The organism is Vibrio sp. 1167 (genome assembly GCF_033340375.1).
Taxonomy (GTDB): domain Bacteria; phylum Pseudomonadota; class Gammaproteobacteria; order Enterobacterales; family Vibrionaceae; genus Vibrio; species Vibrio alginolyticus.
Genome location: NZ_JAWOWK010000019.1, coordinates 41,011 through 54,855, shown reverse-complemented (window position 1 = coordinate 54,855; position 13,845 = coordinate 41,011). Strand labels below are relative to the sequence as shown.

The window sequence follows — 13,845 nt, the reverse complement described above, 5'->3', positions numbered from 1 at the left end:
GCGGGGTGGAGCAGCTTGGTAGCTCGTCGGGCTCATAACCCGAAGGTCGTCGGTTCAAATCCGGCCCCCGCAACCAAATACAAGACGATAGATTGAGTACTTATTTAGTATACAATTGTTAAGTCGTCTACGGATGCGCCGCTTGATTCAACGCCTGCTTCTCGCAACCAATCACATCGCTCTTTTCATAATGCTGCGAAGCATGAATCCCCAAAAGCTAAACTTTTATCCGCATCATATGATGTCGGACGATTTCGTTTGTGTTTAAAACACGATATGAATCGGCTGACGTACAAGTATGATGAGGCTTCGCGTGTTTTATCTACTTTAATTAACAGAGTTATCCACATACGTCGTTCTGTGGATAAGTTGGTTGATAAAGTGTTTTTAGCTTGACTTTTTATGATGGGGAAGAAAGATCTTTTCTCTAAAATGAAGTTGAAACAACAAAGAAATACCAATTAAATCTTTGTTATATAAAGAAAAAATAAGTTTTTTGTCGGATCGAGTACGTTAAAATACGATCATTAACTGGTATTTTTTTGATCCTAGTCATTTCTCCGAGCTGTGTTTAACTTTTTTCTGCTAGCTTGTTTTTCTTGAATCTCAAATTTTTTTCCACATTACAAAATTGAGAACAAGGTCATGAATTGAACATGCAAAAGTACTTTCAATCTCTTGCATATAGACTACGCTCTATGCGTCTCTCGGCAGTCCCTTCTCGACTATCCTTATTAAGCGTTGCTTTTTCGTCTCTATAGATGAATTACTCTCAGTGGGGAGTTGATTCAGTTGCTCTGTCAAAGCCCATTTAATGTGCTCATCAAGTAATTTATTTTCACCTTGCCGACTTTCCAGCGCATCTATGATTCGCTGACTATATTCTGCATTACCAAGTGCGACAGCGATGTTACGTAGCCACTGTATATGACCAATACGACGGATAGCGGAGCCTTCCATATTTTTTAGAAAAGTCGCTTCATCCCAGTTAAACATGTCGACGAGGTCAGGGTTTTTGAAACTGTCACGACGGTGGAAATCATCTTGCTCCGTTATGTCGGCGTAGCGGTTCCATGGGCAAACCAATTGACAGTCGTCACAACCATAAATGCGGTTACCCATTGGCTTTCGAAACTCTTCAGGAATCACGCCACCGAACTCGATGGTGAGATAAGAGATACAACGCCTGGCATCGACAATTTTGTCTTCAACGATGGCTTGTGTTGGGCATGATGTAATGCATGCTTTGCATTTACCGCACTGATCAACACTTGGCTCATCTACGGGTAGTGGTAAGTCGATAAGTAGTTCACCTAAAAAGAACCACGATCCACAGTCTTGATCTAAAATCAGGGAATGTTTCCCGGTCCAACCTAAGCCCGCTTTTTGGGCGAGAGGTCGCTCTAATATTGGTGCGGAATCAACGAAAGGTCGGTAACCATATTGACCAACCTCTTGTTCAATAAGTTTGCCGAGCTTATTTAGCTGCTTTCTGACGAGCTTGTGATAATCGCGCCCTAGTGCGTAGCGGCTAATATAGGCATGACTTTTATTCGCGAGGTTCGAAGCGAATTGAGCCTCTGGTGGCAGATAGTCCATCCGGACGCTGATAACACGAACGGTTCCCGGGAGTAGCTCATGGGGTCTAGCACGCATCATACCGTGACGAGCCATCCAATCCATTGAGCCGTGATAGCCTGCATCAAGCCATTTTTGTAGTGCTGCTTCATGTTCACTCAGATCAACGTCGCAGATCCCAACTTTTTGGAAGCCGAGTTCTTTTCCCCAAACTTTGATTTGTTGTGCGAGTTGTTCGTAGTTCATATTAACCACCGGAATAAAGGGGGGCGGATCTTAACGGATCTCTGGCTTTGGTGCTACCCAGTTAGGTACGTTTTTGATGTTGTGAATACTGCTTATTGAAGTCATTTGCATATATTCTAAATCTAGGTCGATACTAAGATGATTAAGATACCGTTTATTGGATACTTTTTTCGCACATATGACATTTGAAAGCTTGTCTCTCAAAACCAACACGGTTTACTATTCCTGTTCTTTTGATTTTTATATAGTCAACGATCATTAGTTAGAGAAGCATCAATGAGCACGAAACAATTCAATTTAAAAGATGAGCATGAAACGGTTGCACTAGGCACCGCTTTGGCTCAGCTTTGTTCCCAGCAAACCACAATTTATCTGCATGGTGATTTGGGTGCAGGTAAAACAACCTTTAGTCGTGGTTTTGTCCGTGCTCTTGGTCATCAAGGTAACGTGAAAAGTCCAACTTATACTCTAGTCGAACCGTACCAGTTGGATCAGTGGCAAGTATATCACTTCGACCTTTATCGTCTTGCGGATCCTGAAGAGCTTGAGTTTATGGGGATTCGAGACTATTTCACAGACGATGCGATTTGCTTGGTTGAATGGCCTGAAAAAGGGCATGGCTTACTGCCACAACCGGATCTTGATGTAAACATTCGCTACCAAGGTGAGCAACGTGTAGCCGAACTAACAGCTAATAATGATTATGGTGTGCAGTTACTCAGTCGATTGGAGCTATGTTGAGTTTTTCTAATTTTAGAGTAGTGGCGACGTTTGTCGCCACTTTTCTCCTTCTCATCCCCAATTTAGCATTTGCTAACGTCGTTAAGAGTTTTCGAGTTTGGCCTTCACCTGATGAAACACGTGTTGTCATCGATTTAGGCTCGGAAGCTGACTATTCCTATTTCTCTTTATCAGGGCCGGATCGCCTTGTCGTGGATTTAAAAAGCACGACGATGCAGGCCAAACTGCCTGTTACTGTTACGGATAGCCCTGTTTTAAAACTGGTACGAAAAAGCTCGCCTCCAGAGAAGGGCACTTATCGTTTGGTGTTTGAACTAAAAAAGAGCGTTCAAGCGGAATTATTTAAATTAAGCCCAACACCAGGTGGGCAGTATGGTCACCGCTTGGTGATTGATTTACCGCACGGTAAGAAGGCATCGACCTCTAAACCGAGTAAGCCAGCGGCGGCCAGCAAAGACATGAGTTCAGTTCAACGAGCTCAAGAAGTGTTAATTGTTATCGACCCTGGTCACGGTGGGGAAGACCCTGGCTCTATTGGCCCTTCACGTCGTAAGTACGAGAAAGATGCGGTATTGAGTATCTCAAGAAAAATTGCTGCTCAGCTCGATGCGACTCCTGGTATTAAAACGCGCATGACTCGTACGGGAGATTATTTTGTAAACTTAAACCGTCGTGTCGCGATTGCTCGTGAAAATGATGCGCACTTGCTGATCTCCATTCACGCAGATGCGTTTACTTCACCGAAGCCTCGCGGTGGATCGGTCTTCGTACTAAATACTCGTCGTGCAAATACCGAAATTGCTCGTTGGGTCGAGAACCATGAGAAACAGTCTGAGTTATTGGGCGGCTCGGGTAATGCGTTCTTCACGAAGACAAAAGATCGTAACGTGAACCAAACTTTGTTGGACTTGCAGTTTAGTCATTCACAAAAAGAAGGTTATAAGCTGGCAACAGAAATCCTAGGTGAGATGGGACGTGTTGCGCACCTGCATAACACCAAACCGATCAACACCAGCCTTGCGGTTTTACGCTCTCCACAGATTCCGTCTGTGCTAGTGGAAACGGGCTTTATTTCTAACCCAACAGAAGAGCGTTTACTGTTTCAACGAGCGCACCAAGATAAGTTAGCTCAGGCTATCACTAAGGCGGTCGTCAAGTACTTAAAAGATAACCCACCAGAGGGTACGGTGTTCTCGCCTTCAGCGAAGCCAATGGTACATATTGTAAAGCGTGGCGAGTCATTATCGGTGATCGCGAACAAATATGGGCTTAGCTCTAAAGCGCTGATGTCGGCAAACAACTTGAAGTCGACAGGCTTGGCAATTGGTCAGAAGCTCAACATTCCTTCTGCTGGTACGATTAAAGTGCCAAGTAAACCGATTACTGTTGAGACAGAAACCATTACGCACAAGGTTAAGTCTGGTGAGTTCTTAGGTAAGATTGCGAATCACTATAAAGTGAAGGTTTCAGATATCCGCCGAGAGAATAACTTGAAGTCAGATACCTTGTGGGTAGGGCAAAAGTTGAAGATAACGGTCGCGGTAAAAGATAAACCGATTCGTAAGCACAAGGTTTCTCGGGGTGAGTTCCTTGGCAAAATAGCGTCCAAATACGGCGTTAGCGTATCGAGCATTCGTAAAGCGAATAACTTACGCTCTGATCAGCTAGCGGTTGGGCAAGTCCTGATCATTCCAAACAAGTAGGTGAGCTTCTAACTCATTATGACGATTAAAATTTTGCCAGCCAGACTTGCAAACCAAATCGCCGCAGGGGAAGTGGTCGAAAGACCTGCTTCTGTGATTAAAGAACTGGTTGAAAATAGTCTTGATTCTGGCGCAACTCGAATCGATATCGATATCGAGAAAGGAGGCGCAAAGCTGATTCGTGTTCGTGATAACGGAAAAGGTATCGCGAAAGATGAACTTGGCTTAGCGCTCAGTCGTCATGCGACATCTAAGATACATACCTTAGATGATCTCGAAGCCATTATGAGTCTAGGTTTTCGCGGTGAAGCGTTAGCCAGTATTAGCTCAGTCTCGCGTTTGACGCTCACGTCGCGTCCTGCGGCACAAGAAGAAGCCTGGAGTGCCTACTCCGAAGGGCGTGATATGCAGGTGAAGCTTAAGCCAGCAGCGCACCCGATTGGCACGACTGTTGAGGTGTTGGACTTATTTTTTAATACTCCAGCGCGTCGCAAGTTTCTTCGTACGGAGAAAACCGAATTTGCTCATATTGATGAGTTATTGAAACGTATTGCGTTAAGCCGCTTTGATGTCACCATCAATGTGCGTCATAACGGCAAGATCATCCGTCAATATCGCGCGGCGAAAAATCAGCTTCAAACCGAAAAGCGTATTGCTGCTGTCTGCGGTAATGCGTTTGTGCGGCATATGCTCAGAATCGAGCTTGAGCATCAAGGGTTAAAGCTACATGGGTGGATTACCACGCCAGAGGGAGCAAGGCAGCAAAGCGATTTACAATATTGCTATGTGAATGGCCGAATGATGCGTGACAAATTAATCAATCACGCGATTCGTCAAAGCTATGAAATGAGCTTAAAGCCAGATCAGTTTGCTGCGTATGTGCTCTTTATTGAGCTAGATCCGCACCAAGTAGATGTGAATGTTCACCCTGCTAAGCATGAAGTGCGTTTCCACCAAGCTCGTTTGGTGCATGATTTCATCTATCAAGCTTTGACGGATGCACTTGCGCAAAGCGCCGTGATTGATAAACCACAGGTGAATGAATCGGCATTTCATCGCGTGGAACCGACTGAGTCCGAAGAGATTGAGCATTCGCCAGAGCCTGAAAATGTACAAGAGCCAGCATCTTCACCAGTACCAGAGCGGGTTTATCAAGCGATAGAGAGTACACCGGCTTATCCTGGACGCAGTGATTATGAAGTGAAGCCTCGTAATAGCGGTCCTAGTGAAACCTCCGTGCGAGAGGCGCGCGTAGTGGAGTCATTCAAACGTAATGATTGGGTGGAATCCAAACCTGCACCAAAGCCAAGTCACAGTAAAGAGCGCCACGTAGAACCAGCGCCAACTAAACAAGAAGTACGCGCTTATCACGAGCTGTTGAAAACGCCAGAGTTTGAGGCTCAGGCAGTCACTCCAATAGCGCCCCAAACGATAACTTCGCACACATCAATGCCATCGATTACTGCATTGGGCAAAGCGCTGATGGTGGTCGATGAACAATTTGTTTTGATGAGCAGTGACAGTGGGGCGGCGTTAGTCTCGTTACCTAGAGCAGAATTTTATCGTGTAAAAGGCCAGCTTTCTCCAAGCGATGGTGCACTCAAGGCACAACCTCTGCTTGTTCCTCTATCTATTAAGTTAGAGGCCGAATTAGTGAGACTGGCCCAAGATTATCAACAAGATTTGGCATTGCTTGGTATTCAATTGAAAGCGAGAAACGAGCACGCCTTAATGGTGATGGGCGTCCCAGCTCCGCTGCGTCAACAAAACTTACAAAATTTAGTACCAGATCTGTTATCTTACGCGCAATCTTGTGTGAACGAAGGTATAGCAGCGGCTCAGATGCTGTCTGAGTTGATAGATTGGCTCGCATTACAGGTCACGACAGTGAAGAGTCACTATACTTTTTCTGAAGCCATTCAAATTATTGCGGAACTTGAACAGCTAAGACATGGTCAATTGCCATTAGAAGATACAAAATTCGTATCCGCTGTTGATTTCTCTGCCACGATAGCCAAATTAAAACCATGACAGATAAACTACCTTTGGCGCTATTTTTAATGGGGCCAACTGCATCAGGCAAAACTGAGCTGGCGATTCGTCTTCGTCAAAAATTTCCGATTGAGATCATCAGTGTTGATTCTGCTTTGATCTACAAAGGGATGGATATCGGTACGGCGAAACCGGATGAAAAAGAGTTAAGTTTGGCGCCTCATCGCTTGATAGATATTTTGGATCCAAGTGAATCTTACTCTGTCGCCGACTTTCGTCGAGATGCATTGAAAGCGATGGATGATATTGTTGCAGAAGGAAAAATTCCACTTCTTGTGGGTGGAACAATGCTGTATTACAAGGCGTTACTTGAAGGTTTATCACCACTTCCTGCTGCAAATCCTGAAATTCGTCAGCAAATTGAACAAGAGGCATTGACTAAAGGTTGGTCAGTGTTGCACGATGAACTCAAAGAGGTTGATCCTGTGTCAGCCGCGAGAATCCATCCCAATGATCCCCAACGTTTATCTCGGGCATTGGAAGTTTTTCGCATTTCAGGTAAAACTTTGACTGAATTGACTCAAACGAAAGGTGAAAGCCTACCATACCGAGTCAAGCAGTTTGCAATAGCTCCCAAGGATAGGGCAGAACTTCACCGTCGGATTGAACTCCGTTTCGAGAAGATGATGGAAGCGGGCTTTGAAGAAGAAATGAAAGCGTTACATTCGCGAAAAGATCTTCACCCCGATCTTCCTTCCATACGATGCGTCGGTTACCGACAGATGTGGGAGTATTTAGATGGGGAGTGTACACGTGACGAAGCGGTATTTCGTGGCGTATGCGCGACTCGTCAATTGGCCAAGCGTCAAATCACCTGGTTACGCAGCTGGGATGATTTAACTTGGTTGGATAGCGAGAACATTGAACAGGCATTAGAAACGATGTCGGAAGCAATAGCATCTGATTGACATAGCTGTGTATAATGTGATCGTTTTTGCGTGAACGCACTCTCAAAGGATCTGTTGTTGGCGGTTTTTATACTATGCTGCTAATTACTTAGAGTGCATTTTTGATTCGTTTAGCTCAGATGCAAAAGCCGTATCTTTTGCATTGCACCACTAGCTAAATAATTACAACTACAAATTAAATAAGGAAAATAAAAATGGCTAAGGGGCAATCTCTACAAGACCCATTTCTAAACGCGCTACGTCGTGAGCGTATCCCGGTATCTATCTACCTTGTGAATGGTATTAAACTACAAGGTCAGATCGAATCATTCGATCAATTTGTGATCCTGCTGAAGAATACTGTTAACCAAATGGTGTACAAGCACGCGATCTCAACAGTTGTGCCGGCTCGTCCAGTGAGCCATCACAGCGGTGAACGTCCACAAGGTGAGCGTCCACAAGAGAAATCAGAAGATTAATTCTTCATCGAGTATTTTTAAAATAAGGAGTTGATTGCTTGTTTGACCGTTATGAATCCGGTGAGCGAGCCGTACTTGTTCATATCAACTTCACGCAAGAAGGTGAATGGGAAGATCTGGCTGAGTTCGAAATGCTGGTTTCTTCTGCTGGGGTAGAGGCGCTACAAGTGGTAACTGGTAGTCGTCAATCCCCACACCCGAAATACTATGTCGGAGAGGGTAAGGCCCAAGAGATTGCTACAGCGGTACAATCAACGGGTGCCGAAATTGTGATTTTTAATCACGCCCTCTCTCCTGCCCAAGAACGTAACCTCGAAGCACTGTGCCAATGTCGAGTTCTCGACCGCACTGGTCTTATTCTCGATATCTTTGCTCAACGAGCTCGAACACACGAAGGTAAGCTACAGGTAGAGCTGGCTCAACTTCGTCATATCTCTACTCGTTTGATTCGTGGTTGGACGCACCTTGAAAGGCAGAAAGGTGGTATCGGTTTACGTGGCCCGGGTGAAACCCAGCTGGAAACCGACCGTCGCTTATTGCGTGACAGAATCAAAGCCATCCTGCGACGCTTAGACAAAGTAGCGAAGCAGCGTGAACAAGGGCGCCGCGCCCGAAATCGAGCTGAAATCCCAACGGTTTCACTTGTGGGTTACACCAACGCGGGTAAGTCGACACTCTTCAACCGTATTACAGAAGCTGGCGTGTACGCGGCTGATCAATTATTTGCTACTTTGGACCCGACTTTACGTAAGATAGAGTTAGCAGATGTTGGTCCTGCCATCCTGGCAGACACGGTTGGTTTTATTCGACATTTGCCACACGACTTGGTTGCGGCCTTCAAGGCAACCTTGCAGGAAACGCAAGAAGCTGACATTTTGTTACATGTTGTTGATGCCAGTGATGAGCGTTTTCGTGAGAATATTCAAGCTGTTCATGAAGTACTAGAAGAGATCGATGCGCATGAAGTGCCGACTCTGGTTGTCATGAACAAAATCGACAATCTAGATTCGCAGAAACCACGTATAGAACGAGACGAGGAAGGCGTACCTCGCGCAGTTTGGGTTTCAGCAATGGATGGGTTGGGCATTGATGTCCTGTTTGAGGCGCTGACGGAACGTCTGGCGTCACAAATGGTCGAGCATCAGTTGCGAATTCCTCCACAGTATCAAGGACGATTCCGTAGTACCTTCTTCCAAATGAAGTGTATTCAACGTGAGGAATATGACCAGGATGGTAACTTGTTGATCGATATTCGAATGCAGCAAGTAGATTGGTCTAGACTTGAAAAAAGAGAAGGGGCAGTTTTGACTGGCTTTATAGTCACTTAAAGGACTGCTACAGTATAACGTCATATCAAATGATGGAGCTTTCTAATGGCGTGGAATGAGCCTGGAAATAACAACGGCAACAATGGCCGCGATAATGACCCTTGGGGTAATAATAATCGTGGTGGCCAGCGTCCTGGTGGCCGAGATCAAGGTCCGCCAGATTTAGATGAAGTGTTCAACAAACTGAGTCAAAAGCTGGGCGGCAAGTTTGGTAAAAAAGGCGGCGGTGGTTCTCCAATCGGCGGCGGTGGTGGTAGTGCAATTGGCTTTGGCGTGATTGCTCTGATTGCTGTTGCAGTTTGGTTCTTCGCTGGTTTTTACACCATCGGTGAAGCAGAGCGTGGTGTTGTACTGCGTTTAGGTAAATACGATCGTATCGTAGACCCAGGTCTTAACTGGCGTCCTCGCTTTATTGATGAGTACGAAGCGGTAAACGTACAAGCGATTCGTTCACTACGTGCATCTGGTCTAATGCTGACTAAAGATGAAAACGTTGTAACAGTTGCGATGGATGTTCAGTACCGAGTGACTGACCCATACAAATACTTGTACCGTGTAACCAATGCAGACGACAGCTTGCGTCAAGCAACGGATTCTGCACTACGTGCAGTAATTGGTGACTCATTGATGGATAGCATTCTAACCAGTGGTCGTCAGCAAATTCGTCAAACTACGCAAGAAACACTGAACCAAATCATTGATAGCTATGATATGGGTCTGGTACTTGTTGATGTGAACTTCCAGTCTGCTCGTCCACCAGAGCAAGTGAAAGATGCGTTTGATGATGCAATCGCAGCACGTGAGGATGAAGAGCGTTTCATTCGTGAAGCTGAAGCATACAAGAACGAAATCTTGCCTAAGGCAACGGGTCGTGCGGAGCGTTTGAAGAAAGAAGCACAAGGTTACAATGAGCGTGTCACTAACGAGGCTCTTGGTCAGGTAGCACAGTTCGAAAAACTACTACCAGAATACCAAGCAGCGCCTGGTGTAACGCGTGATCGTCTGTACATTGACGCAATGGAAGAGGTGTACTCAAGCACTTCGAAAGTGTTGATTGACTCGGAATCAAGCGGCAATCTTCTTTACCTTCCAATTGATAAGTTGGCGGGACAAGAGGGCAAAGCAGATACCAAACGTAAATCGAAGTCATCTTCAACCTATGATCAAATTCAACTTGAGTCTGATCGTACACAAGAAGACACTTCGAACTCGCAGTCTCGTTCAACAGGTTCACGTCAAGGGAGATACTAAGAATGCGTAAGTTAATGATCCCTGTACTGGTAATCGCACTGGCATTAATGTTGATGTCTTTGTTTGTGATTCCTGAAGGTGAGCGCGGTATCGTGGTTCGATTTGGTCGTGTCTTGAAAGACAACAACGACATCACTCGAATTTACGAGCCTGGTCTGCATTTCAAGATGCCTTTGTTTGACCGTGTGAAACAACTTGATGCACGTATCCAAACAATGGATGGCCGTGCAGACCGTTTCGTAACGTCTGAGAAAAAAGACGTTATCATTGATACCTACGTGAAGTGGCGTATTGAAGATTTTGGTCGCTACTACCTCGCGACTGGCGGTGGTAACTCGCTAACGGCAGAGGCACTACTTGAGCGTAAAGTGACGGACGTGCTTCGTTCTGAAATCGGTGCTCGTGAAATCAAACAGATCGTATCTGGTCCACGTAACGATGATGTGCTACCAGAAGACGCAAGTGCCGATGTTGTCGCAACTGAAGCGGCTCGTGAGGCGCTTGAGATTGATGGTGAACGCGACCTAATCATGTCCGAAGTATTGAAAGACACGCGTGAAAGCGCAATGAAAGACTTGGGTGTTCGTGTCGTTGATTTCCGAATGAAGAAAATCAACCTGCCTGATGAAATCAGTGAGTCTATCTACCGTCGTATGCGTGCGGAGCGTGAGTCCGTTGCTCGTAAGCACCGTTCTCAAGGTCGTGAAAAAGCGGAAGTTATTCGTGCTCAAGCAGAACTAGAAGTAGCAACTATTCTAGCTGAAGCTGATAAAACTGCGCGTGTGACACGAGGTGAGGCGGATGCTGAAGCTGCGAAGATTTATGCTGAAGCATACAACAAAGACCCTGAGTTCTTTAGCTTCCTACGTTCGCTACGTGCGTATGAGAAGTCCTTCAGCTCTAAGAGCGATATTCTGGTGCTTGATCCGAAGAGTGAGTTCTTCCAATACATGAACCAGTCGAAGGGCAGCATGGAGAAATAATCTCCGCGTCTCATTGAAATAAAAGGCTCCTTAGGGAGCCTTTTTTGTATCTGATGCTAAGTGCTAGCTCATCATGATGGCGATGACGGCTCCAGCAACTACTAGGCAGCCACCGATGCGTCGTAGCTGATTGTTGGGTTGTTCACTTAATTGAGCCACCATATTCCGCCAACCGTTAGGAGCAATCAGTGGCCCAATGCCTTCCACGATCAAGACGAGCCCAATCGCCAACCATATGGATTCAGACATAGCGCTTTCCAGTCGAATAGAGAAAGCTAAATACTATCAGTGATATGCTGATTTCAAAATGAACAAAGCGGCAAGATGACATTCTGGTAGCAACTCTGTGAACAAAAAATGACTGCAAGAAGCGTGATTCGGTGCTAGAATCCATTTTTAACTAGCAATCAGACTTGGAAAGATGGGAAATAACGTAGTCGTTCTAGGCACCCAATGGGGTGACGAAGGTAAAGGTAAAATCGTAGACCTTTTAACTGAAGATGCAAAATACGTGGTACGCTACCAAGGCGGTCACAACGCAGGTCACACTCTCGTAATTGACGGTGAAAAAACCGTTCTTCACTTAATTCCATCAGGTATCCTTCGCGATAACGTAAAATGTGTTATCGGTAACGGTGTTGTACTATCACCTGAAGCTCTACTTAAAGAAATGAAGCCTCTTGAAGAGCGCGGTATTCCAGTACGCGAGCGTCTTTTCATTTCTGAAGCATGTCCGCTAATTCTTCCTTACCACGTTGCAATGGACCAAGCTCGCGAAATCGCTCGCGGTAAAAAAGCTATCGGTACTACTGGTCGTGGTATCGGTCCAGCATACGAAGATAAAGTTGCTCGTCGCGGTCTACGCGTTGGCGACCTATTCGATATGGCGACTTTCGCAGAGAAGCTAAAAGAAGTCATGGAGTTCCATAACTTCCAACTAGTTAACTTCTACAAAGCGGAACCAGTAAGCTACGAAGAAGTACTTGAGCAAGCGAAAGGCTACGCTGAACTACTAACGTCAATGGTTATCGACGTAACTGACGAACTAGACGCAGCACGTAAGCGCGGCGACAAGATCATGTTCGAAGGTGCACAAGGTACACTACTTGATATCGACCACGGTACTTACCCGTACGTAACGTCTTCTAACACGACTGCTGGTGGTGTTGCTGCAGGTTCTGGTTTTGGTCCTCGTCACATCGGTTACATCTTGGGTATCGCAAAAGCGTACTGTACTCGCGTTGGTGCTGGTCCATTCCCGACTGAACTATACGACGGTTTAGATAAGCAAGATCCAATTGGTAAGCACTTAGGTGAAGTTGGCCACGAGTTCGGTGCGACAACTGGTCGTCTACGTCGTACAGGTTGGTTCGATGCTGTTGCTATGCGTCGTGCAATCCAAATCAACTCTGTATCTGGTTTCTGTCTAACTAAACTAGACGTACTAGATGGTCTAGAAGAGCTAAAAATCTGTACTGGTTACAAGATGGAAGATGGCTCTGTGCTAGAAGTTTCTCCGATGGCTGCTGAAGCATTCGAAAAAGCAACGCCAATCTACGAAACAATGCCTGGTTGGTCTGAGAATACATTTGGTGCTAAGTCACTAGATGCTCTACCACAAGCAGCTCTTGACTACATCAAGCGTATTGAAGAGCTAACTGGCGTTCCAGTAGACATCATCTCTACAGGTCCTGACCGTAACGAAACTATCATCAAAGTTCACCCATTCGAAGCTTAATTGATAGCCGTTAAAGATTGCAAAAGCCGACCTTATGGTCGGCTTTTTTGTATCTGAACAAAAACAGCGTGACTCTCATATGGCAAGCTTTTGCCTCTTAGCCTAAATCAGAGGCAAAAATTGTCTAAAGCTTAGCTGTTTTTTGCCGATAAGGTTATCAAGCAGAGGAGATCCTTCACCGATCTTTGGTTTCTTAGATACCTTAAGGGTACGTTTATGAAGTTACGAACAGTGGCTGCTTCACTGTTGTTGACCTTGGTTGCTACCACAGTGAAAGCCAATGTTGCTGATGTGGGGGCACCAGTTCCGATCTATACCGAAGCAGAGCTGATAAAGCTTATTGAGCAAAATAAGCACTTACAACGTGTGCGCGCTGATAACTGCCAGCTGGTGGAGGATATCGTAGCTCGTGCGACTCGAATTAACTTACCCGCTTATGAATTTCTGTACGGAGATATGTTGGCTTGGGGTGTGTGTGTCGAGCAAGATGTCGAACTGGGTCTTTACTACATCGAAAATGCAGCGCATCAGGGGTTACCAGCTGCACTAGAGCAGATTGGCCGATACTATTCGCGTGGCACTTTAGTACAGCAAGATAAAGAACGTGCAATTCCATATTTGCGAGAAGCTGCGTCAATGGGAAACCTAAACGCGCGTATTCATCTGGCCGAGTTGCTTTTACGTGATTATGGCAGTCCACTCGATTACGAAGATGCGTATCGTTGGTTATATAACTCTGTCACAGCAGATAAGCGGCAGCATAAGCGCATAACTGTATTGAGAAACGGCCTTGAACAGCGCATGCCACAAAACGTTATTGCTCGAGCTAAACGGCGAGACACCTTTTGGTAACGCTTCA

The 13,845-nt window shown here is 45.6% G+C and carries 12 protein-coding genes; 10 read left to right on the top strand and 2 right to left on the bottom strand.

Going from position 1 to position 13,845, the window contains the following annotated elements:
• Positions 1-696 precede the first annotated feature (696 nt).
• Entirely contained in the window at positions 697-1,824 is a 1,128-nt protein-coding gene (gene queG, locus R7Z78_RS22745) for a tRNA epoxyqueuosine(34) reductase QueG (protein WP_104975654.1), read from the bottom strand.
• Between the two features lie 276 nt (positions 1,825-2,100).
• On the opposite strand from queG, the gene tsaE reads away from it, so the two are divergent.
• The 8 genes from tsaE (at position 2,101) to hflC (ending at position 11,248) form a co-directional block, all read left to right on the top strand.
• Positions 2,101-2,565, top strand: coding sequence for a tRNA (adenosine(37)-N6)-threonylcarbamoyltransferase complex ATPase subunit type 1 TsaE (tsaE, locus tag R7Z78_RS22740; protein ID WP_005381372.1), 465 nt, complete (start codon positions 2,101-2,103; stop codon positions 2,563-2,565).
• Positions 2,559-4,268: an N-acetylmuramoyl-L-alanine amidase gene (locus R7Z78_RS22735; protein WP_005381374.1), complete on the top strand. Its 1,710-nt coding sequence runs from the start codon at positions 2,559-2,561 to the stop codon at positions 4,266-4,268. The genes tsaE and R7Z78_RS22735 overlap by 7 nt, the downstream gene beginning before the upstream one ends.
• Positions 4,269-4,286: 18 nt before the next feature.
• Complete coding sequence (gene mutL / locus R7Z78_RS22730) at positions 4,287-6,299, top strand: DNA mismatch repair endonuclease MutL (RefSeq protein ID WP_017633727.1); 2,013 nt, start codon at positions 4,287-4,289, stop codon at positions 6,297-6,299.
• Positions 6,296-7,228 carry a tRNA (adenosine(37)-N6)-dimethylallyltransferase MiaA gene (gene miaA, locus R7Z78_RS22725; RefSeq protein WP_005381378.1) on the top strand — a complete coding sequence of 311 codons (933 nt, stop codon included), beginning with the start codon at positions 6,296-6,298 and terminating at the stop codon, positions 7,226-7,228. The genes mutL and miaA overlap by 4 nt, the downstream gene beginning before the upstream one ends.
• A 194-nt stretch (positions 7,229-7,422) precedes the next feature.
• Entirely contained in the window at positions 7,423-7,686 is a 264-nt protein-coding gene (hfq, locus tag R7Z78_RS22720; RefSeq protein WP_005381379.1) for an RNA chaperone Hfq, read from the top strand.
• A gap of 38 nt (positions 7,687-7,724) precedes the next feature.
• Positions 7,725-9,014 carry a ribosome rescue GTPase HflX gene (gene hflX / locus R7Z78_RS22715; RefSeq protein ID WP_005381380.1) on the top strand — a complete coding sequence of 430 codons (1,290 nt, stop codon included), beginning with the start codon at positions 7,725-7,727 and terminating at the stop codon, positions 9,012-9,014.
• 45 nt (positions 9,015-9,059) lie between these two features.
• Positions 9,060-10,265 (top strand): FtsH protease activity modulator HflK, encoded by a 1,206-nt coding sequence (gene hflK / locus R7Z78_RS22710; protein ID WP_005381381.1) that lies wholly within the window; start codon positions 9,060-9,062, stop codon positions 10,263-10,265.
• A 2-nt stretch (positions 10,266-10,267) separates the two neighbouring features.
• Entirely contained in the window at positions 10,268-11,248 is a 981-nt protein-coding gene (hflC, locus tag R7Z78_RS22705) for a protease modulator HflC (protein WP_005381382.1), read from the top strand.
• 63 nt (positions 11,249-11,311) lie between these two features.
• Here the strand turns inward: hflC and R7Z78_RS22700 are convergent, their stop codons facing one another.
• Complete coding sequence (locus tag R7Z78_RS22700) at positions 11,312-11,497, bottom strand: DUF2065 domain-containing protein (RefSeq protein WP_005381383.1); 186 nt, start codon at positions 11,495-11,497, stop codon at positions 11,312-11,314.
• Positions 11,498-11,669: 172 nt separating this feature from the next.
• On the opposite strand from R7Z78_RS22700, the gene R7Z78_RS22695 reads away from it, so the two are divergent.
• Positions 11,670-12,986 (top strand): adenylosuccinate synthase, encoded by a 1,317-nt coding sequence (locus R7Z78_RS22695; RefSeq protein ID WP_005381385.1) that lies wholly within the window; start codon positions 11,670-11,672, stop codon positions 12,984-12,986.
• 216 nt (positions 12,987-13,202) lie between these two features.
• Positions 13,203-13,838 carry a flagellar protein MotX gene (gene motX, locus R7Z78_RS22690; protein ID WP_005381388.1) on the top strand — a complete coding sequence of 212 codons (636 nt, stop codon included), beginning with the start codon at positions 13,203-13,205 and terminating at the stop codon, positions 13,836-13,838.
• Positions 13,839-13,845: the final 7 nt, after the last annotated feature.